At 75.2% G+C, this 26,601-nt stretch carries 11 protein-coding genes; all 11 read left to right on the plus strand.

The annotated features are described in order from the left end of the window. Positions 1-235: 235 nt before the first annotated feature. Positions 236-415: a hypothetical protein gene (locus tag OO52_RS40645; RefSeq protein ID WP_158712622.1), complete on the plus strand. Its 180-nt coding sequence runs from the start codon at positions 236-238 to the stop codon at positions 413-415. Positions 416-963: 548 nt separating this feature from the next. Then, positions 964-1,860 (plus strand): proline iminopeptidase-family hydrolase, encoded by an 897-nt coding sequence (locus tag OO52_RS40650; RefSeq protein ID WP_030656343.1) that lies wholly within the window; start codon positions 964-966, stop codon positions 1,858-1,860. Positions 1,861-1,936: 76 nt separating this feature from the next. Continuing rightward, positions 1,937-2,872 (plus strand): ACP S-malonyltransferase, encoded by a 936-nt coding sequence (locus tag OO52_RS40655; RefSeq protein WP_030656345.1) that lies wholly within the window; start codon positions 1,937-1,939, stop codon positions 2,870-2,872. Between the two features lie 26 nt (positions 2,873-2,898). Beyond that, a complete protein-coding gene (locus OO52_RS40660) occupies positions 2,899-3,150 on the plus strand; it encodes a phosphopantetheine-binding protein (protein ID WP_030656347.1) in 252 nt (83 codons plus the stop codon). 25 nt (positions 3,151-3,175) lie between these two features. Continuing rightward, positions 3,176-4,738, plus strand: a complete 1,563-nt coding sequence (locus tag OO52_RS40665) for an amino acid adenylation domain-containing protein (RefSeq protein WP_030656349.1) — start codon at positions 3,176-3,178, stop codon at positions 4,736-4,738. Next, a complete protein-coding gene (locus OO52_RS40670) occupies positions 4,735-6,261 on the plus strand; it encodes an AMP-binding protein (RefSeq protein ID WP_030656352.1) in 1,527 nt (508 codons plus the stop codon). The genes OO52_RS40665 and OO52_RS40670 overlap by 4 nt, the downstream gene beginning before the upstream one ends. Then, positions 6,258-7,496: a decarboxylase gene (locus tag OO52_RS40675; RefSeq protein WP_030656354.1), complete on the plus strand. Its 1,239-nt coding sequence runs from the start codon at positions 6,258-6,260 to the stop codon at positions 7,494-7,496. The genes OO52_RS40670 and OO52_RS40675 overlap by 4 nt, the downstream gene beginning before the upstream one ends. Further along, positions 7,496-7,948, plus strand: coding sequence for a cobalamin B12-binding domain-containing protein (locus tag OO52_RS40680; RefSeq protein WP_030656356.1), 453 nt, complete (start codon positions 7,496-7,498; stop codon positions 7,946-7,948). The genes OO52_RS40675 and OO52_RS40680 overlap by 1 nt, the downstream gene beginning before the upstream one ends. Next, a complete protein-coding gene (locus tag OO52_RS40685; protein ID WP_030656357.1) occupies positions 7,945-9,234 on the plus strand; it encodes a methylaspartate mutase in 1,290 nt (429 codons plus the stop codon). Before OO52_RS40680 ends, OO52_RS40685 begins: the two co-directional genes overlap by 4 nt. Positions 9,235-9,316: 82 nt before the next feature. Then, the gene (locus tag OO52_RS40690; protein ID WP_030656358.1) at positions 9,317-20,344 is read left to right on the plus strand and encodes a type I polyketide synthase; all 11,028 of its coding nucleotides are present in this window, start codon (positions 9,317-9,319) and stop codon (positions 20,342-20,344) included. A 107-nt stretch (positions 20,345-20,451) separates the two neighbouring features. Beyond that, the coding region (locus tag OO52_RS40695; protein ID WP_030656359.1) for a type I polyketide synthase at positions 20,452-26,601 on the plus strand (6,150 nt) is incomplete at its 3' end.

Genomic DNA, 26,601 nt, shown 5'->3' on the forward strand with positions numbered 1-26,601 from the left:
ACGCGGTGTCGTTCCTCGGCTCGGGCTGCTGCTCACTGGGTTGCCCGCGCGGCGAGCGGAGGGACGGAGCGCCGAGGACGCGTGCTCGTGGTGTACGTCGAGCGACGCCTCGGCCTGCCGGCCCACGGCTACAGACTGCTGCTCGTGGCGGCGGCCGTCGGCAGCCTGGCGGGGGCCAGGGTGGCCGCCCTGGACGGCGGCACGGCTGGGCACCGGACGCAGCCTGGTGGTGTCGGTGGCCGTCTCGGCGCTCGGTTGCCTGGCCGTCGCGGTGGTGCCCCGGTGGCCGCTGGTGCCACTGATGCCGGCCGTCGACAGCACCGGTGCGGTGCTGTCGACGGCCGGCATGCTGGGCCGGATCACCGGCGGCTACGCGTCGCTGCGTGGGGGGCCACGGCGCTGGGCGGCGTCCTGATCGAGGACACTGCTGTCCCGACCCGACACCCCCCGGGCCCCGGCCGGTCTCCTTCTCCTGGGATGCCGTCCGCTCCTGCGGAGAATGCCGTCCACCCCGCCGGAACCGCCGGCCGAGCGCGCGGCAGACGCAAAGGATGACGCAAAGGCGGACGACCGGACGGGGGGACAGTCCTTTACTTGATTTCCCGACCTCTTCGAAATCTCCGCAACCTGCCGGAATTCGCGCACGCGGGTCCCGGAAAACCTCCGGCTGCCGTATTATCCTTCGCGCTTTCATGCGCGGCCGTGCATTCCTCTCTTCGGCTCCCTGCGTCACCCCCTGCCTGCCACGACCCCTAGGTGCCGCCCTCCCGGCCGGACCCCGCCTAGGGGCGGTTAGGGGTCTGGCGGCGGCGCGGCGGCGGTTAGCGTCGGCTGCGGAACACGGGCAGAGGCACGGCGGACCGGACGGGGGCACGGATCCCCACCGCCCCGGCCTCCCCGGTCCCGGCCGGCGTCCCGTCCCCGGCCGCCGCCGCGTCCCGCAGCCGAGCAGAGGTGATCAGCGTGTCCCCGGATCCCAGTGCGAAGGGCACCGTCCCCTTCGGGGAGTACCGGACCTGGTACCGGGTGACCGGTGAACTCGGCGCGGGACGGCCGGCGGTCGTCGCCGTGCACGGTGGCCCCGGCAGCACCCACGACTACCTGCTGCCGCTGGCCCGGCTCGCCGAGGACGGCTGGCCCGTCGTCCACTACGACCAGCTCGGCAACGGCGGTTCCACCCATCTGCCCGACAAGGGACCCGAGTTCTGGACCGTCGAGCTGTTCGAGAGCGAACTCGCCAATCTGGTCTGGCAGTTGGGGATCGGCGACGACTACGTCCTGTTCGGCCAGTCCTGGGGTGGCCCCCTGTGCGCCCGGCACGCCATGACCGCCCCGGCCGGTCTGCGCGGACTGGTCATCGCCAACGCGCCCGCCTCGTACCCGACATGGCTTCAGGAGATGGCCCGACTGCGCGCCGGGCTGCCGCCGGACGTGCAGGAGACCCTGCTGCGGCACGAGGCCGCCGGCACCTACGACAGCGAGGAGTACCTCGCCGCCATGCGGGTCTTCTACGACCGGCATGTGTGCCGTGTGACGCCCTGGCCCCGCGACTTCCTGTCCTCCTTCATGGAGATCTACAACGACCCGACCGTCTACTACGCCATGAACGGGCCCAACGAGTTCCATGTCATCGGCTCGCTCAAGGACTGGTCGATCGTCGGCGACCTGCACCGGGTGCGCACGCCGACCCTGCTGATCAGCGGTCGCCACGACGAGGCCACGCCGGCCGTCGTGCGGCCGTACCACGACGCGATCCCCGGAGCGCGCTGGGAGATCTTCGAGGAGTCCAGCCACCTTCCGCACCTGGAGGAACCGGAACGGTTCTTCGCGGTGATGACCGACTTCCTCAAGAGCCTGTGACGTCCAGCGAGTCCCGCCGACGTCCACAAGAGCCGCTGACATCCACGAGTCCGTGAAAGGGGGCGGGAATCCCGCCATGGCACACGACACCGCGCTCGTCTTCCCCGGCATGGGCCCCGTCCCGTTCGCCGAGGTCGGCAGGTTCATGGTGGCCAACCCCTTCGCCCGGGACCTGGTCGCCGTCGCCGACGAGGCGCTCGGCTACTCCCTCGTGGACGCCTTCCGGACCTCCCCCGGCGACTACTCCGAGGCCGCCCAGGTCGCCTTCTTCGTCAACTGCCTGGCCTGCGCCCACTGGGCCCGGGACCACCTCGGCGTGGAACCCGACATCGTCGCCGGGCCCAGCTTCGGCGAGAAGGCCGCCCTCGCCTGGACCGGCGCCCTGGAGCTGCCCGACGCGGTCCGGCTGACCGCCGGGATCGCCCGCTGCCTGGAGGAGTACTTCGCCGAGGAGCACCGGGACAAGGTCACCCTGTCCTTCGTGCGCGCCCCGCGCGACGGACTCGACGCGATCCTCGCCGACCTCGACGCGGCGGGGGAGTGGCACGAGATCTCCTGCCACGTCGACGACGGCTTCTACATGGTCTCCCTGTCCGAGAGCCGCGTGGAGTGGATGCGGGAGCGGCTGCGCGCCATCGGCAGCCTCCCGCTGTACACCATGCGGCCGCCCATGCACGCATCCGCGTTCCGGTCGCTGCGCGACAAGGCCGCACGCGAGGTGGTGTCCCGCTACACCTTCGCCGACCCGAAGCTGCCCGTCGTCGCGGACCAGGACGGCAGGCTGCTGCACACCGGCGAGGAACTGCGCACCATGCTGCTCGACGGCTTCGACCACCCGATGGACTGGCCGAGCGTCACCACGGCCCTCAAGGACGCCGGCGTCAGCCGCCTGTGCGTCGCCGGGCCCGACAGCCTCTTCGGCCGGGTTCCCCGCACGACCCGCCAGTTCGACGTCGTCGCCGCGCAGCCGCGGCTGGCGATGACCCCCCGGCGCCGCTCGCGCGCCGCCTGACCCCGCCCGACACGTTGGAGGCCCCCATGTGGGACGACCGGTTCGAACAGATACTCCGCCCCTTCCTGCCGTTCCTTCCGCCGCAGGAGGAGCTGACGCCGGAATCCGACCTGAAGGACCTCGGCCTGGACTCGCTGGGCACCGTCCAGCTCCTCGGCACCCTGGAGGAGGACTACCAGGTCCGCTTCCGCGACAGCGCGCTGACCATGGACACCTTCCGCACCGCCGGCGTGCTGTGGGACACCGTGCGGAGCATGCTGCAGAGCACCGCGAGCTGACGGGACGGCCACCGTGGACCCCACCATGGACGGCACGCTGTCCGGCCGGTTCGCCCGCGGCCTGGCCCTCGCCCCGGACCGGCCCGCGCTGCGCGCCGACGGCGTCGAGCTCACCTACCGCGAACTGCACGAACGTGCCCTGCTCCTGGCCGGCTCGCTGCTGGCCGGGCTCCCCGAGCGGCAGCCCGCCGTGGGCGTACTGGCCGGCAAGGGACCCACGGCGTACGCGGCCCTGCTGGCCGGCCTCTACAGCGGCGTCACCGTCGTACCCCTCCAGCCGGCCTTCCCCGCCGCCCGCACCCGGCAGATGATCGAGGCCGCCGGGGTCGGCGCGCTGCTCGCCGACGACGACGCCCTGCCAGCCCTGACCGCGCTGCACGAGGCCGGTGTCACCCTGCCGGCGCTGTTCGCACCCGGCGGGCACCCCCTGCCGGCGCTCGCCGTCGACCCGGACAGCGCCCTGAAGGCGCCCATGCCGGCCCGGCCCTCCGACATCGCCTACGTGCTGTTCACCTCCGGCTCCACCGGCCGGCCCAAGGGCGTACCGGTCACCCACGCCAACACCGCGCACTACTTCGGCCTGCTCGACGAGCGCTACGACTTCGGACCGCACGACGTCTTCTCGCAGACCTTCGACCTCAACTTCGACTGCGCGATGTTCGACCTGTTCTGCGCCTGGGGCGCCGGCGCCGCCGTCGTCCCGGTCCCGGCACGGGCGTACGCGCACCTGCCGGAGTTCGTGGCCGAGCAGCGGATGACCGTGTGGTTCTCCACGCCCAGCGCGATCACCCTGGTGCGCCGCACCGGCGGGCTCGGGCCGGGCGCGCTGCCGTCGCTGCGGTGGAGCTTCTTCGCGGGGGAGGCGCTCAGCTGCAAGGACGCCGAGGACTGGGTCGCCGCCGCGCCGGGCGCGACCCTGGAGAACCTGTACGGCCCGACCGAACTCACCATCACCGTCACCGCGCACCGCTGGACGCCCGGCCGGTACCTGAACGACATGGTGCCCATCGGCGCCGTCCATCCCGGCCACGAGACGCTGCTGCTGGACCCCTCCGGCACGCCCACGGCCGGGGACGAGGGCGAACTGTGCGTCGCCGGACCCCAGTTGACCCCCGGCTACCTCGACCCGGCCGACGACACCGGACGGTTCCTGGAACACGACGGCCACCGCTTCTACCGCACCGGCGACCGGGTCCGGCGCGCCGGTGACGGCGGCTGGCTGTACCTGGGCCGCCAGGACGCCCAGGTCCAGGTGCACGGGGTGCGGATGGAACTCGCCGAGGTGGACGCCGCCGCGCGCACCTGCCCCGGCGTGGAGGACGCCGTCACCGTGGCGGTGCCCGTGGACGGCACGGTGGAACTGGCCGTCTTCCACACCGGCGAACCCGTACCGCCCGCCCGGCTCGCCCGGCACCTGCGGGAGCTGCTGCCGGCCGCGGTCGTCCCGCGCGCCTTCCACCACCTGGACGCGCTCCCGCTCAACTCCAACCGCAAGACCGACCGCAGGAAGCTCGCCTCCCGGGCCACGGCCATGCGGCAGGCCACCGGGGCGGGACGCACACACGAGAGGCGGCAGGAGTCGCAGTGAACGGTCAACCCACAGCCCAGGCCCGTACCGACGCCCGGGTCCACGACCTGCTCGACGAGGCCACCGCCGAGCGCCCCGACGCCCCGGCGGTCACCGACGGCACGGGCCGCTGGACCTACCGGGAACTCGCCGCCCACAGCCACGCCGTCGACGCCTGGCTGGAAGAGCGCGGCATCGGCCACGGCGACCGGGTCCTCGTCCAACTGCCCAGCACCCGCGAACTGGTCGCGCTGCTGTACGGCACCGCGCGCCGGGGCGCCGTCCTGGTCCCCGTCAACACCGGCATGAAGGACTACCACCTGCGGTCGGTCGCCGGGAACGCCGACCCCGCGCTGGTCGTCGTCAGCGACCCCGCCGTCGACCGGATCGCCGCCCTCGCCGGCGGCGTGCCGGTCCTCGGCCTCGGCGAGGCGTGGCGGGAGATCACCGCGCTGCGGGTGCGGGGGGCCCGCTCCGGCGGAGCGGACGTCGACCCCGAGGACATCGCCGTCCTCGTCTACACCTCCGGCTCCACCGCCGCCCCCAAGGCGGTGATCTGCCCGCACGGCCGGATGGTCTTCGCCACCGAGGCCATCAACCTCGAACTCGGCTACCGCCCCGACGACGTGGTGTTCTGCCGCTTCCCCATCTCCTGGGACTACGGCCTGTACAAGGTGCTGCTCACCGCGGCCAGCCGCTGCGAGATCGTGCTCGCCGACGGCGAGTCCGACCTGGTGCTGCTGCGCCGCATCCGGGAGACCGGCGCCACCATCGTGCCCATCGTGCCGTCCCTGGCCACCATGATCTGCGCCCTCGCCGAACGCGAACCCGGCCGCGAGTCCCGGGTGCGCATGTTCACCAACACCGGTGCCGCGCTGCCGAAGTCCACCGCCGACGGACTGCGCACCGCGTTCCCCGGCGCGGAGGTGGTCATCCAGTTCGGGCAGACCGAGTGCAAGCGCGTCTCCGTGCTGCCGCCCGCGCACCAGGACGCCAAACCGGACTCCGTCGGCCGCCCGCTGCCCGGCACCCGCGCCTTCGTCGTGGACGACGAGGGCAACGCGCTGCCGCCCTGGCAGACCGGCGAGATCGTGGTCGAGGGCCCGCACGTCATGCCCGGCTACTGGCGCGCGCCGGAACAGACCGCACGCGCCTTCCGCCCCGCCCCCGGCGGCGGACTGCGGCTGCACACGGGCGACTTCGGCCATGTCGACGAGGACGGCTTCCTGTACTACGAGGGCCGCCGCGACGACATGTTCAAGCACAAGGGCGTGCGCATGAGCACCACCGAGATCGAGAGCGCCGCCACCGACATCCCCGGCGTCCGCGCCGCCGCCGTGCTGCCCCCCGCCCCCGGCCGCGACCTCGCGGTGTTCGCCGAGGGCGACATCGACCCGCACGCCCTGCTGAAGGAGCTGTCCCTGCGGCTGGAGCCCGCCAAGGTGCCCGGCGTGAGCCGCGTCATGGCCGAGCTGCCGCTGACCCCGCACGGCAAGCACGACCGCAAGCAGCTCGCCCGCCTCCTGGAAGGAACCACCCCGTGACCGGCCCCACCGAGCTGGCCGAACGCTTCGGCACCCCGTCCTACGTCTACGACCTGGACCGGGTGGCGGCGGCCCGCGACGACCTGTTCGCCGCACTGCCCGACGAGGTCGAGGTGTTCTACGCCGCCAAGGCCAACCCGCACCCCGAACTGCTGCGCGAGCTGCGGTCCGGTGGCACCAGAGGCTGCCGCGCCGAGATCAGCTCCGTCGGCGAACTCGACGCCGCCCTGCGGGCCGGCTTCCCCGGCGACCGGATCCTCTACACCGGACCCGGCAAGACCACCGGCGAACTGACCGAGGCGCTCACGCGCGGCGTCCGCCTGTTCTCCACCGAGTCCTACGGCGACCTCCGCCGCGTCGGTGAGGCAGCGCTGAAGCTCGGCCTCACCGCCGACTGCCTGATCCGCGTCAACAACGCCACCGGCGCCGCCGCCACCAGCATCCGCATGACCGGCGTCCCCTCACAGTTCGGCTTCGACAGCGAGACCCTGCCCGGCCTCGCCGCCGCACTGCGCGAGGTACCCGGCACCAGCATCGCCGGACTCCACTTCTTCCCGCTGAGCAACGCCAAGGACGAGGCCAGCCTGGTCGCCGAGTTCCGCCACACCGTCGCCACCGCCGCCGCCCTCCAGGACGCCCTCGGCGTCACCTTCCGCGTCCTCGACATCGGCGGCGGGTTCGCCGCGCCCTACGCCGTACAGGGCGAGCGGCCCGTCTACGGCGGGCTCCGCGACGCCCTCGCCGAAACCCTGGACGAGCACTTCCCCGGCTGGCGGGACGGCGCCCCGCGGATCGCCTGCGAGTCGGGCCGCTACCTGGTCGCCGACAGCGGCACCCTGCTCACCTCCGTCGTCAACGTCAAGGACAGCCGCGACACCCGCTACCTCGTCCTCGACGCCGGCATCAACACCTTCGGCGGCATGTCCGGACTCGGCCGCATCCTGCCGGTGTCCGTCGAGCCGCACGAGTCCGCCGGCGCGGACGGCACGCCCGCGAGCCTCGCCGGGCCCCTGTGCACCCCGGGCGACCTGCTGGGCCGGAACGTCCCGCTGCCCGAGCTGGCCCCCGGCGACCTGCTCACCGTGCCCAACGCCGGCGCCTACGGCCCCACGGCCAGCCTGCTGATGTTCCTCGGCCGGCCCGCACCCGCCGAGATCGTCGTCCGCGGTGACGCCCTCGTCTCCGTCTCCCGCATCCAGCACTCCCGCACCTACGACCACGGACAGGCCCTGTGATGAGCCCCTTCCCGACCGCCCCCGCCCCCGGCGACCAGCCCGTCCTCGTGGCCGGCGGCATCTCCGACTCCCACACCTGGAACCTCGTCTACCTCCAGCTCCTCCTGGAGGAGCACGGGCACCGCGTGGTCAACCTCGGCCCCTGCGTCCCCGAGGACCTGCTCATCGCCGAAGCCCTCGCGCACCGGCCCGCCCTCATCGTGATCAGCAGCGTCAACGGCCACGGCTACCACGACGGCATGCGGACCGTCACCCGGCTGCGCGAACAGCCCGGGCTCGCCGGTGTGCCCGCCGTCATCGGCGGCAAGCTCGGCATCGCCGGCCCCTGCGGCGGCGACGAGGTGGCCGCGCTGCGCGCCGCCGGCTACGACGCGGTGTTCGACGACAGCGCCGAGGGCGTCGCCGCCTTCCGGCGGATGCTCGACACGCTGCCGCAGCGGGCCCTGGTGTGACCGGCGTCGGGTTCGGCGCGTTCGTGCGCCGGGCTCACGACGCCGGCCACCTGGTGGTCCAGCCCCGGATGGGGATGAGCAGCCCGGAACGGATGCGGGCCGGGCTGCTCGCCACCCGGAGCGCCGCGGCGACCACTGTCGGCACGATCACCCTGGACAGCTACACCCGGGTCGGCGACCTGGAGTCGGCCGAACTGGCCGTCCTGGAGGGCGTCGCCCTCAACGGCTACCCGATCGTGAGCCACGAGACGACCACCACCCTGAACGTCCTCGACGGGATCCACGGCCCCGACTTCCCCGTCCAGGTCCGGCACGGCTCGGCCGCGCCGGAGGACATCTTCCGGGCACTGACGGCCGTCGGGCTCGACGCCTCCGAGGGCGGACCGGTCTCCTACTGCCTGCCCTACGGCCGGGTCCCGCTGCGCGAGTCCGTCGCCCACTGGGCCGTCTCCTGCGAACTGCTCGCCGCGCGGCGGGAGTCGGGCGCCGAACCGCACCTGGAGACCTTCGGCGGCTGTGTCCTCGGCCAGCTCTGCCCGCCCGCCCTGCTCGTCGCCGTCAGCGTGCTGGAGGCGCTGTTCTTCCGCCGGCACGGCATCCGGAGCATTTCGGTGAGTTACGCGCAGCAGACCGACCCGCGCCAGGACGCCGAAGCGGTGGCCGCGTTGCGCAGCCTGTGCGCGCGCCTGCTGCCGGACACTGAATGGCACGTCGTCGTCTACGCCTATATGGGGCTGTTCCCGGAAACCGAGGAAGGCGCCTACCGGTTGCTCGGAAAAGCCGCCGAACTCGCCGTCGCCAGCGGCTCCGAACGACTCATCGTGAAAACCGTCGCGGAATCCCGCCGCATTCCGTCGGTCGCCGAGAACGTCGCCGCCCTCGAACACGCCGCGGCCGTCGCCGCGCGCACGCCGCGCGCCCCGCTCGACGGCACCGCCACCCAGACCTACGCCGAGGCGTCGGCGCTGGTGAAAGCCGTGCTGGAGCTGGACGACGACCTCGGCGCCGCGCTGCTCGCGGCATTCGCCAAGGGATATCTCGACGTTCCCTACTGTCTGCATCCGGACAACGCCGGATTCAGCCGGAGTTACATCGCCGCGGACGGCCGGCTGTGCTGGGCCGACATCGGAAAGATGCCGCTGCACGGTGTCGCCGACGTGCGCCCGGCCCGGTCCGTCACCTCCGCGGAACTGCTCGACTCGCTGTCCTATGTACGCCGTTCGTTCGACCGGCACCACCCCGAGGACACATGGCCGCTCGATCTGCCGGCCCCTAGGGGTGCTTAAGGGTGTGGCCTTTCCGAGGCCGTCACTACGGTGTGGAAAAAGGTGAGGAAAACCGGTGTCGGCCGAAAGTGGAGATGCGTGGATGAACGGGCCCGGAACCGACTCAGCTCTGGCACGACGGCTCGCCACGGCCGTACCGTCCCAGCACCGCAGGCTGGTGACCGAACTGGTGCGCACCGCCGTGACCGAGGCGATCGAAGCGGCCCGGCCGGGCACGCTGGACGCCCTCGACCCGGCCGCCCCGTTCGCCGCGCAGGGACTCGACTCGCTCGCCGCCGTCGACCTGCACCGGCGGCTGACCGAGCGGACCGGCCTCGACCTGCCGGTCGGTCTCGCCTACGACTGCCCGACCGTGCACGACCTGGCGGCCCGGCTGCTCGCCGAGGCGCACGGCACGACGGACGCCCCCGACGAGCCGGCCGCCGACGGCAGGGCCGACGAGCCCGTCGCGGTCGTCGGCATCGGCTGCCGCTTCCCCGGCGGCATCTCCTCGCCCGCCGACCTGTGGCGGCTGCTCACCGAGGGCGGCGAGGTGCTGTCCGGCTTCCCGCAGGACCGCGGCTGGGACCTGGACGCCCTCTTCGACGAGGACCCCGAGGTGCCCGGCAGCGCCTACGTGCGCAGCGGCGGATTCCTCGACACCGCCACCGAGTTCGACGCCGACTTCTTCGGCATCAGCCCGCGCGAGGCGCTCGGCATGGACCCGCAGCAGCGGCTCGTCCTGGAGACGTCCTGGCAGGCCCTGGAGGACGCAGGCATCGACCCCACGGGGCTGCGCGGCACCTCGGCCGGCATGTTCTTCGGCGCCGAGGTGCAGGAGTACGGGCCGCGCCTGCACGACGCCCCCGACGGGCTCGACGCCTATCTGCTCGCCGGTAACGCGAACAGTGTCATCTCCGGCCGGGTCGCCTACGTGCTGGGCGCCGAGGGACCGGCCGTCACCGTCGACACCGCGTGCTCCGCCTCCCTGGTCGCCGTCCACCTGGCGTGCCGTTCGCTGCGCCAGGGCGAGTCCTCGCTGGCGCTCGCCGGCGGTGTCGCCGTCATGGGCGGCCCGGGTGTGTTCACGGCCTTCAGCCGGCAGCGCGGCCTCGCGCCCGACGGCCGCTGCAAGGCGTTCGCCGCCGCCGCGGACGGCACCGGATTCGCCGAGGGCGTCGGCGTGCTCGTCCTGGAGCGGCTGAGCGACGCCCGCCGCAACGGGCACCGCGTCCTGGCCCTCGTGCGCGGCTCGGCCGTGAACCAGGACGGCGCCTCGAACGGGCTCACCGCACCCAACGGCGCCTCCCAGCAGCGGCTGATCCGCCGGGCACTCGCCGACGCCGGCCTCACCGCCGCCGACGTCGACGTGGTCGAGGCGCACGGCACCGGCACCCGGCTCGGCGACCCCATCGAGGCGACCGCGCTCCTCGCCACCTACGGCCGGGGCCGGCCCGACGGCGCCCCGCTGCTGCTCGGCTCGGTCAAGTCCAACCTCGGGCACACCCAGGCCGCTGCCGGTGCCGCCGGCATGATCAAGACGATCCTCGCCATGCGGCACGGCCGCGTACCGGCGACCCTGCACGTCGACGCCCCCACCCCGAACGTCAACTGGTCCTCCGGCGCCGTGGAACTCGTCACCGAGGAACGCGCCTGGCCGCACTCCGGCCGGCCCCGGCGAGCGGGCGTGTCGTCGTTCGGCGTCAGTGGAACCAACGCCCACGTCATCCTGGAGGAGCCGGATCCTGCGGACGCCGGTCTCCCGGCGCGGCCGGTGCCGTCGCGGAGCGAGGACGGCGTCGCCGGTGGCGGCCTTCAGACGCCGTCACAGGGCGCTGACGGCGGTCGTTCGGTGCGTTCGGACACGGGGCTTGCTCCGCGGCCGGAGGGCGCGGACGGCGACACGGACGCGGGTGCGGGCGGCGGGCTTCCGGTGCGGCCGGAGACCGCGGGTTCCGGGCTTCCGGTGCCGGCGCCCGCCGATGGCGGTCACTCCGGTCCGCCGGAGCCCTCGGGCAGCGCCCCCTCCCGACGGCCGGAGTCCGCGGAGACCGGCATTCCGGTGCACCAGGGGTCCACACCCGAGACCGCCGACGCCGACACCCGTCCCGCCCCGCCCCCCGGCACCCCCCTGCCCTTCACACTGTCTGCCCGCGGCGAAGCCGCCCTGCGTGCCCGTGCCGCCGATCTGCTGCCCCTCGTGGACGAGGCCGACCCGCTGGACCTCGCGCACTCGCTGGCCACCACCCGGGCCGCCCTGGGCGACCGTGCCGTCCTCGTCGCCGCGGACCGCGACGAACTGCGGTCTGCGCTGCGGGACTTGGCCTCCGGGGTCACGCCCCTCAGCGGGCGCGTCGACGGCGAGCTGGCCTTCCTGTTCACCGGGCAGGGCAGCCAGCGGATCGGCATGGGCCGCGAACTGGCCGCCGTCTACCCGGTGTTCGCCGACGCCCTGGACGACGTCTGCGCCCACTTCGACCTCCAGCTCGACCGGCCGCTGACGGACGTCCTGTTCGCCGCGCCCGGCACCCCCGAGGCCGAGCTGCTGCACCGCACGGAGTACGCGCAGCCCGCCCTGTTCGCCGTGGAGGTCGCCCTCCACCGGCTCCTGGAGAGCTGGGGCCTCGCCCCGGACCAGCTCGCCGGGCACTCCGTCGGCGAGATCGCCGCCGCGCACGTGGCAGGCGTGCTCACCCTCCAGGACGCGACGATCCTGGTCGCCGCCCGCGGCCGGCTCATGCAGCGGCTCCCCGAGGGCGGCGCCATGGTCGCCGTACGCGCCCCCGAGGACGAGGTGGCGCCGCTGCTCACCCCGCGCACCGGTATCGCCGCCGTCAACGGGCCCGCCACCGTCGTGGTCTCCGGCGACGCGGACGACGTGGAGCGCATCGCCGCCGAACTCGCCGCGCGCGGCCACGACACCAAGCGGCTGCGGGTCAGCCACGCCTTCCACTCGCCGCTGATGGAACCGATGCTGGCCGAGTTCCGGAGCGTGGTGAACGTCCTCGACTTCGCCGAGCCCAAACTTCCTGTGGTCTCCACCGTCACCGGCGGGCCCGTCACCACCGAGCTGTGCGACCCCGAGTACTGGGTGGAGCACGTCCGCGCCCGGGTCCGCTTCCACGACGCCGTCCGCGCCCTCGCCGACGCCGGGGTCCGCACCTTCCTGGAGGTCGGCCCCGACGCCGTGCTGACCGCGCTGGGCCCCGACTGCACCGACGCACCCGGCACCGCCTTCCTGCCGGTGCTGCGGCGCGAGCGGCCCGAGGCCCGCGCGGCCGTCGGCGCGCTCGCCGCCGCCCACGCCCGCGGCGTCCCCGTCGACTGGCGGCGGCACTTCACCGGCCTCGGCGGGCGCCGGATCGACCTGCCCCCCTACCCGTTCCAGCGCCGCCGCTTCTGGCTGGAGCAGCGCGCCGCCACCGACGCCGCCGGCCTCGGCCAGCTCCCGGCCGGCCACCCGCTGCTGGCCGCCGTGGTCGCCGTCGGCGCCGAGGGCGTCGTACTCACCGGACGGCTGTCCACCCGGACCCAGCCCTGGCTCGCCGACCACGTCATCGCCGGGCGGGTGCTGTTCCCCGGCACCGCCTTCGTCGAACTCGCCCTGCGCGCCGGCGAGCACGTCGGCGCGCACACCCTGGAGGAACTGACCCTCGGCGCCCCGCTCGTGCTGCGCGCCGACGAGGACGTCGCCGTCCAGGTCGCCGTGGGCGAACCCGACGAGACCGGCCGCCGCCCCGTCACGGTCCACACCCGCGCCGACGAAGCCGCCCCCTGGACCCAGCACGCCGCCGGAGTCCTCACCACCACCGCCTCCGCCGCCACGGCCGACCTGACCGTGTGGCCACCGCGGGACGCACGGCCGCTCGACACCGCCCGCGTCTACGCCGACCTCGCCGACCAGGGCTACGGGTACGGACCGGCCTTCCAGGGCCTGCGCGCCGCCTGGCGGCACGGCGACGACGTCTACGCCGAGGTCGCCCTGCCCGGCGACGAGGCCACCAGAGCCGCTGAGTTCGGTCTGCACCCGGCGCTGCTCGACGCCGCGCTGCACGCCGCCGACCTCGACGCCCCGCCGCGCCCCGAGGTCCTGGTGCCGTTCGCCTGGACCGGCGTCACCCTGCACGCCACCGGCGCGGCCGCCCTCCGCGTGAAGATCACCCGCGCCGGCGGCGACACCATCGGCCTGCACCTCGCCGACGCCACCGGCGCCCCGGTGGCCGACATCGAGGCCCTGGCCTCCCGTCCCGTACCGGCGGGCGACGTCCTGTACGCGGTGCGGTGGTCGCCGTACCCCCGACCGGCGACCACCGCACCGCCCCCGCGCACCGCCGTCCTCACGGACTCCGTGGACGCCCTGCTCGACGGCCCCGCCCCGGACGCCGTCGTGCACCGCGTGCCCGGCCCCGCGGTCGCCGGAGCCACCGCGGCGCGCGCCCACGTCCACCACGTCCTGCGGCTGCTGCGCACCTGGCAGACGGACGCGCGCCTGGCCGGCACCCGGCTCGTCGTCGTCACCCCGCCCGGCAGCCCCGCCCACGCGGCCGTCCGCGGCCTCGTCCGGTCCGCCCAGGCGGAGAACCCCGGCCGGTACGTCCTCGTCGAGCACGAGGAGCTGCCCGGCGAGGCCGGCCTGCGCCAGGCCCTCGCCAGCAGCGAACCCGAACTGTCCCTCGCCGACGGCGCGTTCAGCGTGCCCAGACTGACCGCCCAGCCCTCCGGAGACCACGCCGTCCCCGACTGGGGCACCGTCCTCGTCACCGGCGGCACCGGCGGGCTGGGCGCGCTGCTCGCCCGGCACCTGGTCCGCGCCCACGGCGTCACCCGCCTGGTGCTCGCCGGCCGCCGCGGCACGGCCCCGGAGCTGCACGCCGAACTCACCGCGCTCGGCGCCGAGGTGACCGTGGCCGCCTGCGACGTGGGCGACCGCGAGGCGCTGCGCCGCCTGCTCGACGAGCACCCCGTCGACTCCGTCGTCCACGCGGCGGGCACCGTCCGCGACGGGGTCGTGGACACCCTCACCGACGCGATGGTGGACGAGGTCTTCCACGCCAAGGCGCTGGGCGCCTGGCACCTGCACGAGCTGACCCGGGACCGCGACCTCGCGCACTTCGTGCTGTTCTCCTCCCTCGCCGCGCTCCTCGACGGCCCCGGCCAGGGCAACTACGCCGCCGCCAACGCCTACCTCGACGCCCTCGCCGAGCACCGCGCCACCCTCGGTCTGCCCGCCACCGCGCTCGCCTGGGGCCTGTGGGACACCGACAGCGGCATGGGCGCCGCACTGGACGAGGCCGCCCGGGAGCGCATCGCGGCCTACGGCGTCCCCGGCCTGTCAGCCGCCCGCTCCCTGGAGCTGTTCGACGCAGCCGTCCGCTCCCGCGCGCCGCACCTCGTGCCCGTCGAGATCGACGCCGCCGCCGTACGCCGCCGCCCCGACGGCACACCGCCGCTGCTGACCGGCCTGGTCCGCCCGGTCACCCGCCGCGCCGCCGCGAGCGGCGCGCCCGCCACGGCCACGGACGGACGGCTCGCGGCGCTGCCCGTCGCCGACCGCGACCGCGCCCTGCTGGACCTGGTGCGCACCGAGGTCGCGGCCGTGCTCCGGCACGACGGGCCGTCCGCCATCGACCCCGGCCGGGCCTTCACCGACCTCGGCTTCGACTCGCTGGCCGCCGTGGAGCTGCGCAACCGGCTGGGTGCCGCCACCGGGCTGCGGCTGCCCGCCACCCTGGTCTTCGACCACCCCACTTCCCGCGCCCTCGCCGAGTACGTCCGCGACATTCTCTTCGGCACCGGCCCGCAGGACACCCCCGCCGTCGCCACCCGCACCGCACCGGACGACGACCCCATCGCCATCGTCGGCATGAGCTGCCGCTACCCCGGTGGGGTCCGCTCCCCGGAGGACCTGTGGCGGCTCGTCGCCGACGGCGTCGACGCGGTCGGGGACTTCCCGGCGGACCGCGGCTGGGACACCGAGGCGCTGTACGACCCCGAGCCGGGCACCCCCGGCCGCACCTACACCCGCGAGGGTGCCTTCCTGTACGACGCGGCCGAGTTCGACGCCGGCTTCTTCGGCATCAGCCCCCGCGAGGCCACCGCCATGGACCCGCAGCAGCGGCTGCTCCTGGAGGTGTCCTGGGAAGCCCTGGAACGCTCCGCCATCGACCCGCACCGGCTGCGCGGCTCCCGCACCGGCGTGTTCGCGGGCGTCATGTACCACGACTACGGCACCTGGCTCGCCGACGTGCCCGAGGACCTCGCCGCCTACCTCGGCAACGGCAGCCTAGGCAGCGTCGTCTCCGGCCGGGTCGCCTACGCCCTCGGCCTGGAGGGACCGGCCGTCACCGTCGACACCGCCTGCTCCTCCTCCCTGGTCACCCTGCACCTGGCGGCCCAGGCGCTGCGGCAGGGAGAGTGCGACCTCGCCCTGGTCGGTGGCGTGACCGTCATGTCGACGCCGGACACGTTCATCGACTTCGCCCGGCAGCGCGGGCTGGCCGCCGACGGCCGCTGCAAGTCCTTCGCCGCCGCGGCCGACGGCACCGGCTGGGGCGAGGGCGCCGGCGTGCTCGTCGTCGAACGGCTCTCCGACGCGCGCCGCAACGGCCACCACGTGCTCGCCCTGGTCCGTGGCTCCGCCGTCAACTCCGACGGCGCCTCCAACGGCCTCACCGCCCCCAACGGCCCCTCCCAGCAGCGCGTCATCCGCGCCGCGCTGGCCGCCGCCGGGCTCGGCCCATCCGACGTCGACGCCGTCGAGGCACACGGCACGGGCACCACCCTCGGCGACCCGATCGAGGCCCAGGCGCTGCTCGTCGCCTACGGGCAGGACCGCGCCGAGCCGCTGTGGCTGGGCTCCGTCAAGTCCAACATGGGGCACACCCAGGCCGCCGCCGGTGTCGCCGGTGTCATCAAGATGGTGATGGCGATGCGCAACGGGGTCCTGCCGAAGACCCTGCACGTCGACGCGCCGTCCCCCCAGGTCGACTGGGACGCGGGCGCGGTGCGGCTGCTCACCGAGCGGCGACCGTGGCCGTCCCCCGACCGGCCGCGCCGCGCCGGCGTGTCGTCCTTCGGAATCAGCGGCACCAACGCCCATGTGATCCTGGAGGAGTTCCCCGAGCCGGAGCCCGCCGAGCCGGACCCCGCCACCGCCCCGCCGGTGCTCGCCCTGCCCGTCTCCGCCCGCTCGCCCGAGGCCCTGCGCGGCCAGGCCCGGCGCCTGCGCGAGCTGACCGGCACCACCGCGGCCGACCTCGGCCTGGCCCTGGCCACCACCCGCGGCACCCACCCGCACCGCGCCGTGCTCCTCACCACCGGCGACGACCAGGCCGCCGCCGCGCTGGACGCCCTGGCCCACGGCACCGAGGCACCCGGGCTGCTCGTCACCGGCTCCGCCACCGACGGCACCCTGGCCTACCTGTTCTCCGGTCAGGGCGCCCAGCGCCCCGGCATGGGTCGCGACTGGTACGACGCCTTCCCGGTCTACGCCGAGCACTTCGACCGCGCCGCCGCCCTCTTCGACAAGCACCTCGAACGGCCCCTGGCCGAGGTCGTGTTCGGCGACGACCCCGAGACCCTGGAGCAGACCGCCTACACCCAGGCCGCGCTGTTCACCACCCAGGTCGCGCTCTACCGGCTGCTGGAGTCCTTCGGGCTGCGCCCCGACTGGCTGGCCGGCCACTCCGTCGGCGAGTTCGCCGCCGCGCACGTCGCCGGCGTGTGGTCGCTGCCGGACGCCGTCACCGCGGTCGCCGCCCGGGGCCGGCTCATGCAGGCGCTGCCCGAGGGCGGCGCGATGATCGCCGTACAGGCCGCCGAGGAGGAGGTGACGGTGCTGCTGGACGGGCGGTGCGGGGTCGCCGCCGTCAACGGTCCCCGCGCCGTGGTCGTCTCCGGCGACGAGGACGCCGTCACCGAGGTCGCCGCGCACTTCACGACGACCCGCAGACTGCGCGTCTCGCACGCGTTCCACTCGCCCCGCATGGAGCCCATGCTGGCCGCGTTCCGGGAGGTCATGACCGGCATCGAGGCCGCCGAACCGGCCGTGCCGATCGTCTCCACCCTCACCGGCGCCCCGGCCACCGCCGCCGAACTCGGCTCCGCCGACTACTGGGTACGGCACGTGCGGCAGACCGTGCGCTTCGCCGACGCCGTCACCACGCTGGCCGCGAAGGGCGCCGACACCTTCCTCGAACTGGGTGCCGCACCCGTCCTGACCGCCCTGGGCCCCGACTGCCTGCCGGACGCCCAGCACACCGCGTTCGTCCCGGCCGGCCGGAAGGACACCGACCCGCTGCCCGGCCTGCTGGCCGCCCTGGCCGCCGTGCACACCCGGGGCTTCGACGTCGACTGGGCGGCGCTGTACCAGACGTACGAGGGCCGCCGGGTCGAGCTGCCCACCTACGCCTTCGAGCACCGCCGGTACTGGCTGCCCACGCCCGCCGTCGCCGTCGGTGACGCCGCCGGGCACGGGCTCGCCGCCGCCGGCCACCCGCTGGTCAGCGCCCGCCTGGACCTGCCCGGCGACGGCGGCACCCTGCTCACCGGCCGGATCTCCACCGCCACCCACCCCGTCCTCGCCGAGCACGCCGTGCTGGGCACGGTCCTGGTGCCCGGCGCCGCGCTGGTCGACCTCGCCCTGCACGCCGGACGCCTCACCGGACGCCCCGTCCTGGACGAACTGACCCTCCAGACCCCGCTGGTGCTGGCCGTGGACACCGCCGTACACCTCCAGGTCGCCACCGGCCCCGACGGCACCGTCGAGATCCACTCACGCCCCGAGAACGCCCCGGCGGACGAGGGATGGACCCGGCACGCCACCGGCACCCTCACCGGCCCCGCCACCGCGCCCCCGCCCGCGCCCGGCGCCTGGCCACCGCCCGGCGCCACCCCGCTCGACGTCACCGGCCTCTACCCGCGCCTGCACGCCGAGGGCTACGACTACGGCCCGGTCTTCCGGGGCGTCAAGGCCGCCTGGCGGCACGGCGACCAGCTCCTCGCCGAACTCGAACTGCCCGACTCCGCACGGCAGGACGCCGCCCGGCACGCCCTGCACCCGGCCCTGCTGGACTCCGCCCTGCACGTCACGTCCCTCGTGGACGGCGAACCGGACGGGAGCACCGACGGCATCGCCCTGCCCTTCGCCTGGACCGGCGTCGCCCTGCACGGCCAGGGCGGCCTCACCGCCCGCGTCCGCGTCACCCCCGGCACCGACGGCACCCGCATCGACCTCGCGGACGGCGAGGGCCGTCCCCTCGCCACCGTCGCGTCGTACGTCACCCGGCCCGTCACCGCCGACCGGCTCACCCAGCGGCGGCGCCACCTCTACGCCGTCACCGACGAACCGCTGCCCGAGGCCGCCGGGCGCCCGGACCGCCGTACCTGGGCGGTGCTCGGCGACGACGACCTGGGTCTCGGCGTCCCCGTGCACGCCGGCCTGGACGCGCTCGGCGCCTCCGTCCCCGACGTGGTGATCCTGCCGGTCACCGCGCCGCGCGCCGACGGAGAGCAACTGCCCGGCGCCGTGCGGACCGTGCTCGGCCGCACCCTCCAGACCCTGCGCGCCTGGTCGGCCGACGACCGGTACGCCGGGTCCGTGCTGGTGGTCCTCACCGGCGGCGGCCTCGCCGACGCCGCCGTGCACGGCCTGGTGCGGGCCGCGCAGGCCGAGGACCCCGGCCGGATCCTCCTCGTCGTACGGACCGGCCCCGACGGCCCCGTACCGGACCGCGCCGCACTCGCCGCCCTCCTCGACACCGGGGAGCCGGAGGTCCGCTGGCGGGACGGCCGCGCGCACGCGCCGCGCCTGGCGCGCGCCGACGACTCCCCGGCGAAGGACCGCCCGTGGGGCACCGTCCTCGTCACCGGCGGCACCGGCGGACTCGGCGCGCTCGTCGCCCGCCACCTGGCCACCCGGCACGGCGTCACCCGCCTGGTGCTCACCAGCCGCCGCGGACCCGAGGCGCCCGGCGCCGCCGCCCTGCGCGCGGACCTGGCGGAACGGGGCGCCGAGGCCGAGATCGTCGCCTGCGACGTGTCCGACCGCGCCGCGCTCGCCGCCCTGCTCACCGCACACCCCGTCGACAGCGTCGTCCACACCGCAGGCGTCCTGGACGACGGCCTGGTCGGCTCGCTGACCCCGGAGCGTCTGGACACCGTGCTGCGGCCCAAGGCCGACGCCGCCTGGCATCTGCACGAGCTCACCCTGGACCGGGAGCTGTCCCACTTCGTGCTGTTCTCCTCGGCCGCCGGCACCCTCGACGCCTCCGGCCAGGGCAACTACGCCGCCGCCAACGTCTTCCTCGACGCGCTGGCCGCCCACCGCGCCGGGCTCGGCCTGCCCGCCACCTCCCTCGCCTGGGGACTGTGGTCCGGCGGCGGCATGGGCGCCGCCCTCGACCAGGCCGGGGTCCAGCGCATCGAACGCTCCGGCATCGGCGCGCTCGACCCGGACGAGGCACTGGAGCTGTTCGACGCCGCCGTGGCCACCGCCAGCCCCGCCCTGGTACCGGTACGGCTGGACACCGCGGCCCTGCGCCGGCGCGGCGACGACGTCCCGGCCGTGCTGCGGGCCCTCGCCGGCCTCACCACCCGCGCGGACGGCGACGACCGGGCCCGCACCCTGGGCGAGCGGCTGGCCGGACTCCCCGCCGCCGACCACGAGCACACCGTCCTGGAGGCGGTCCGCACCGAGGTCGCCGCCGTCCTCGGCCACGCCGGACCGGCCGCCGTCGAACCGCGCCGCGCCTTCACCGAGCTCGGCTTCGACTCGCTCGCCGCCGTCGAACTGCGCAACCGGCTGAACGCGGTCTGCGGACTGCGCCTGCCGTCCACGCTGATCTTCGACTACGCCACCCCTGCGGCCCTCGCCGGCCACCTCCTCGAACGGCTCCTCCCGGACACCGCGGACCCCGAGCCCCCGGCCGCCGCGCACGGCGACGACGAACTGCGCGCCCTGATCTCCCGCATCCCCGTCGCCCGCATCCGGGAAGCCGGCCTGCTCGACGGCCTGTTGAAGCTGTCCGAGCAGGCCCCGGCCCCCGCCCCCGCCGACCGCGCCCTGGACATCAAGTCCATGGCCGTCGCCGACCTGGTGCGCGCCGCGCTCGACCGCAGCGGCACCCAGTGACCCGCCCCGGTGCCGGACGACGCGCCGCGTCCGGCACCGGGCCCCCGTACCGGCGCACCTCCACCGCGTCACCAGCGCCGCCGAACCAACAGGGAGCGACACCGACCGTGGACACATCCGTCGAGCAGATCGTCGAGGCGCTGCGCGAGTCATTGCTCGAGAACGAGCGGCTGCGCCGGCAGAACGCCCAGCTCACCGACGAGGCGCGGGAGCCCGTCGCGATCGTCGCCATGAGCTGCCGCTACCCCGGCGGCGTCACCACCCCCGAACAGCTGTGGGAGCTGGTCGACACCGGCACGGACGCCGTCGGCGACTTCCCCGGGGACCGCGGCTGGGACGTCGAGGGCATCTACGACCCCGACCCCGACGCCCCCGGCAGGACCCATGTGCGCGAGGGCGGGTTCCTGTACGACGCGCCGCGGTTCGACCCCGGCTTCTTCGGCATCAGCCCGCGCGAGGCCATCGCCATGGACCCGCAGCAGCGGCTGCTGCTGGAGACCTCCTGGGAGGCCTTCGAACGCGCCGGCATCGACCCGCACACCCTCAAGGGCAGCCGCACCGGCATCTACGCGGGCGTCATGTACCACGACTACGGCAGCTGGCTCACCGAGGTGCCGGAGGGCGTGGAGGGCTACCTCGGCAACGGCAACCTGGGCAGCGTCGCCTCCGGCCGCGTGTCCTACACCCTCGGCCTGGAAGGGCCCGCCGTCACCGTCGACACCGCCTGCTCGTCCTCGCTCGTCGCCCTCCACCTCGCGGTGCAGGCACTGCGCACCGGCGAGTGCGACCTCGCTCTCGCGGGCGGCGTCACGGTCATGTCCACCCCGGACACCTTCATCGACTTCTCCCGTCAGCGCGGGCTCGCGCTGGACGGCCGCTGCAAGTCCTTCGCGGAGGGCGCGGACGGCACCGGCTGGGGCGAGGGCGCCGGCCTGCTCCTGCTGGAACGGCTCGGCGACGCCCGGCGCAACGGCCACCGCGTCCTCGCCGTGGTGCGCGGCTCCGCCGTCAACCAGGACGGCGCCTCCAACGGCCTCACCGCCCCCAACGGCCCCTCCCAGCAGCGGGTCATCCGCGCCGCCCTCGCCGACGCCCGCCTGGAACCCCGCCAGGTGCACGCCGTCGAGGCACACGGCACCGGCACCCCGCTGGGCGACCCGATCGAGGCCCAGGCGCTGCTGGCCACCTACGGCCAGGGCCGCGCCGAACCGCTGTGGCTGGGCTCGGTCAAGTCCAACATCGGGCACACCCAGGCCGCCGCCGGTGTCGCCGGTGTCATCAAGATGGTGATGGCCATCCGGCACGGCCGGCTGCCCAGGACCCTGCACGCCGAACGGCCGACCTCCCAGGTCGACTGGGAGGAGGGCGCCGTCGAACTGCTGAAGGAGGCCCGCGACTGGCCCGCAGACGGCGAGCCCCGCCGCGCCGCCGTCTCCTCCTTCGGCATCAGCGGCACCAACGCCCACGTCATCGTCGAGGCCGCGCCCGACCCCGAGGCCCGCGCGCAGGAGCCCGCCTGGACCGGACCGCTGCCGCTGGTGCTGTCCGGCCACGGCGAACAGGGCCTCGCCGCCCAGGCCCGCAGCCTGCTGGACCACCTCACCACCGGCACCGACCCCGTCCCCGACGTCGCCCACACCCTCGCCACCGGCCGTGCCGCACTCACCGAGCGGGCCGTCGTCACCGGCGCCGACCTGCCCGCCCTCACCGCGGGCCTGACCGCCCTCGCCGAGGGCGGCACCGCGCCGAACGTGGTGCGCGGCAGGCCGGCGGCGGAGTCCCGGATCGCCTTCGTCTTCCCCGGCCAGGGCTCCCAGTGGGCCGGGATGGCCGCCGACCTGCTCGACACCTCACCCGTGTTCGCCGCGCGCATGGCCGACTGCGCCGCCGCCCTCGCACCCGTCACCGACTGGGACCTCGTCGAGACCGTGCGGGCCCGGCAGCCGCTGGAGCGGGTGGACGTCGTCCAGCCCGTGCTGTGGGCGATCATGGTGTCGCTCGCCGAGGTGTGGCGCTCCCACGGGGTCCGGCCCGCCGCCGTCATCGGCCACTCCCAGGGCGAGATCGCCGCCGCCTGCGTGGCCGGCGCGCTCTCCCTCGCCGACGGCGCCCGCGTCGTCGCCCTGCGCAGCCAGGCCATCGCCCGCGAACTCTCCGGCCGTGGCGGCATGATGTCGGTGGCGCTGCCCGAGGCCCGGGTGCGCGAGCTCATAGCGCCCTACGACGGCCGGGTCGCGGTGGCCGCCGTCAACGGCGCCTCCTCCGCGGTGCTGTCCGGCGACGCCGACGCCCTGGACGAACTCCGCGAGACCGTCGTGGCCGGCGGCGACCGCGCCAAGCGGCTCCCCGTGGACTACGCCTCGCACTGCGCGCACGTCGAGTCGATCCGGGAGCGGCTGCTCGCCGACCTGGCGGGCATCCAGGCCCGGCCCGCCGAGGTGCCGTTCTACTCCACCGTCACCGGCGCCCGGCTCGACACCACCCGCCTGGACGCCGGCTACTGGTACACCAACCTGCGCCAGAGCGTGCTGTTCGAACCCACCACCCGCACGCTGCTCGACGCGGGGTACGGGGTGTTCGTGGAGTGCAGCCCGCACCCCGTGCTGCTGCACAGCATCGAGGAGACCGCCGACGCCGCGGGCGCCGACGTCACCGGTCTCGGCTCGCTGCGCCGCGACGACGGAGGCCCCGAGCGTGTCCTGACCGCCCTGGGCGAGGCCTTCGTCGCGGGCGTCCCGGTCGACTGGTCGGCCGTGTTCGACGGCATGCCGGTCCGCGCCGCCGACCTGCCCACCTACGCCTTCCAGCGCGAGCGGTACTGGCTGGGCCGGTCCGCGGCCACCGGTGACGTCACCGCCGCCGGCCTGGACACCACCGGCCACCCGCTGCTGGGCGCCGCCGTCCCGGTCGCCGAGGGCGGCACCCTGTTCACCGGCCGCCTCTCCACCGCCACCGCACCCTGGCTGGCCGACCACGCCGTGTCCGGCACCACCCTGCTGCCCGGCACCGCCCTGGTCGAGCTGGCGCTCGGCGCGGGCCACGACCTCGGCTGCGGGCACCTCGCCGAACTGACCCTCCAGGCACCGCTGACCTTGCCCGAACGGGGCGCGGTCCAGCTCCAGCTGCACGTGGCCGCCGCCGACGACGGCGGACACCGCGCGCTGACCGTCCACTCCCGCCCCGAGGGCGCCGACGACACGGCCTGGACCCTGCACGCCACCGGCCTGCTCGCCCCGCAGACGGCCCCGCCGTCCTTCGACCTGACGGCCTGGCCGCCCCAGGGCGCCCAGCCGGTACCGGCCGAGGACGCCTACGACCGTCTGGCCGGCCTCGGCTACGACTACGGGCCCGCCTTCCAGGGGCTGCGCGCGGTCTGGCGGCGCGGCGACGAGACCTTCGCCGAGGTCGAACTACCGGTGGAGCGCGAGGGTTTCGCCCTGCACCCGGCCCTGTTCGACGCCGCCCTGCACGCCGACGGCCTCGCCGCCGAGGGCTCCCCGGCCGACGGCCCCTCCACCGACGGTCAGGCCACCGCCCGGCTGCCCTTCGCCTGGACCGGTGTCTCGCTGTACGCGGCCGGCGCCACCGCCCTGCGTGTCCGGCTGCAGGGCGCAGAGACGCTCACCCTCCAGCTCGCCGACCCCACGGGCGCCCCGGTCGCCGAGGTCGAGGCCCTCGTCTCCCGGCCCGTCGACCCGGCCGCCCTCACCCCGGCCGCCCGCCCGGACGACCTGTACCGCCTGGACTGGCCGGCGCTGCCCGTCCCCGAGGCGCCCGCGCCCGGATACGTCGTCCTGGACGGACAGGACCCGGTCGCGCTGGACACCGTGCCCGCCTGGGTGGTGCTGCGGGCCGGTGACGCCGACCCGCTGCCGGCCGGTGACACCGACCCGGTCACCGGGGTGCGCCGGGCGACCGAGCGGGTGCTGGCCGCCGTACAGCGGTGGCTGGCCGACGAACGCACCGCCTCCGCACGGCTGCTGGTGCTCACACGGGGGGCCGTCGCGGTGGGGGAGGAGGACGTCACCGATCTCGCGGGAGCCGCCGTGTGGGGCCTGGTCAGGGCCGCGCAGGGCGAACACCCCGGCCGGTTCGCGCTCGTGGACGGCGCCGACGCCGAAGCCGCGGTGGCCCTCGCCGTGGCCACCGAGGAGCCCCAACTCGCCCTGCGTGACGGCACCGTGCACGTGCCCCGGCTCGCCCGCGCCACCCCGGCAGGACAGACGCCCGCCCTCGACCCCGACGGCACCGTGCTGATCACCGGCGGCACCGGCGTGCTCGGTGCCCTCGTCACCCGGCACCTGGTCGCCGCGCACGGCGTGCGCCGCCTGGTGCTGGCCGGGCGCGGCGGCACCGCCGCCGACGACTTCGCCGACCTGGACGCGGAGATCGTCGTCGCCCGCTGCGACGCCTCCGACCGCGACCAACTGGCCCGGCTCCTCGCCGACGTACCGGCCGAGCGTCCGCTGACCGCCGTCGTCCACCTCGCCGGCGTCCTCGACGACGGACTGGTGACCGACCAGACGCCCGAGCGCCTGGACGCCGTACTGCGCCCCAAGGCCGACGCCGCCTGGCACCTGCACGAGCTGACCCGCGACCTCGGCCTCGCCGCGTTCGTGCTGTTCTCCTCCGCCGCCGGCACGGTCGACGGCGCCGGACAGTCCGGCTACGCCGCCGCCAACGCCTTCCTCGACGCGCTGGCCGCCCACCGCCGGCACCACGGTCTGCCCGCGCACTCGCTGGCCTGGGGATTCTGGGAGCAGCGCACCGGGCTGACCGCCCACCTCACCGACGCCGACGTGGCCCGCATGGCCCGCGCGGGCGTCCGCCCCCTGGCCACCGAGGAGGGCCTGCGGCTGCTCGACGCCGCCCTGGCCGCAGCCGAGCCGCTGCTGCTCCCGGTCGGCCTGGGCCTGGCCGTCCTGCGCCGCGCCGGCGACGTCCCGGCCGTGCTGCGCGGCCTGGTGCCCGCGCGCGCCCGCCGTACCGCGGCCTCCCGCGCGGAATCCGGGTCGTTCGCCGACCGGCTGGCCGCCCTCGGCCCCGCCGAACGCGACGCGGCCCTCACGGAACTGGTCCGCACCCACGTCGCCGCCGTCCTCGGCCACGACGGTGACATGACGCTCGATCCGCGCCGCTCCTTCCGCGAGCTGGGCTTCGACTCGCTGACCGCCGTGGAACTGCGCAACCGCCTCGGCAACGCGGTCGGCCTGCGCCTGCCCGCCACCCTCGTCTTCGACTACCCCGACGCGGGCGCCCTCGTGGGACTCCTGCGGGGCGAACTCCTCGGAGACCGGGCCGAGACGGCCGCCGAGGCATCCGTGCGGAAACCGGACGAGCCGGTCGCCATCGTCGCCATGGCCTGCCGCTACCCCGGCGGCGTCGACACACCCGAGGAGCTGTGGCGGCTGCTCGCCGACGGCGGTGACGGCATCGGAGCCTTCCCCACCGACCGCGGCTGGGACCTGGACGGCCTGTACGACCCGGAACCGGGCAAGGCCGGCCACTCCTCCACCCGGGCGGGCGGATTCCTGTACGACGCGGCCGACTTCGACCCCGATTTCTTCGGCATCGGGCCGCGCGAGGCCCTGGCCACGGACCCGCAGCAGCGACTGCTGCTGGAGACGTCCTGGGAGGCGCTGGAACGGGCCGGAATCGACCCGCACTCCGTGCGCGGCAGCCGCACCGGCGTCTTCGCCGGCGTCATGTACCACGACTACGGCAGCCGGCTCCGCCACGTCCCCGAGTCCGTGCGCGACTACCTCGGCAACGGCAGCCTCGGCAGTGTGGCCTCCGGCCGGGTCGCCTACGCCCTCGGCCTGGAGGGCCCGACGCTCACCGTCGACACGGCGTGCTCGTCGTCCCTGGTGGCGCTGCACCTGGCCGCGCAGGCGCTGCGGCAGGGCGAGTGCACCCTGGCACTGGCCGGCGGTGTGTCCGTGATGTCGACCGTCGACACGTTCGTGGACTTCAGCAGGCAGCGCAACCTCGCCGCCGACGGCCACGCCAAGTCCTTCGCCGACGCGGCGGACGGCACGGCCCTGTCCGAGGGCGCCGGCGTCCTGGTCCTGGAACGGCTGTCGGACGCGCGGCGCAACGGGCATCCGGTGCTGGCGGTGGTGCGTGGCTCCGCGGTGAATCAGGACGGTGCGTCCAATGGTCTGACCGCGCCGAACGGTCCGTCGCAGCAGCGGGTGATCCGGCAGGCGCTGGCGTCCGCCCGGTTGTCGGCGGCGGACGTGGACGTGGTGGAGGCG

The sequence above is a fragment of the Streptomyces flaveolus genome (assembly GCF_000716535.1).
In the GTDB taxonomy this organism is placed as follows: Bacteria; Actinomycetota; Actinomycetes; order Streptomycetales; family Streptomycetaceae; genus Streptomyces; species Streptomyces flaveolus_A.

Coding starts and splice junctions, on each gene's coding strand:
- OO52_RS40655 (WP_030656345.1), top strand. CDS start 1,937: ATGGCACACGACACCGCGCTCGTCTTCCCCGGCATGGGCCCCGTCCCG.
- OO52_RS40660 (WP_030656347.1), top strand. CDS start 2,899: ATGTGGGACGACCGGTTCGAACAGATACTCCGCCCCTTCCTGCCGTTC.
- OO52_RS40665 (WP_030656349.1), top strand. CDS start 3,176: ATGGACGGCACGCTGTCCGGCCGGTTCGCCCGCGGCCTGGCCCTCGCC.
- OO52_RS40680 (WP_030656356.1), top strand. CDS start 7,496: ATGAGCCCCTTCCCGACCGCCCCCGCCCCCGGCGACCAGCCCGTCCTC.
- OO52_RS40690 (WP_030656358.1), top strand. CDS start 9,317: ATGAACGGGCCCGGAACCGACTCAGCTCTGGCACGACGGCTCGCCACG.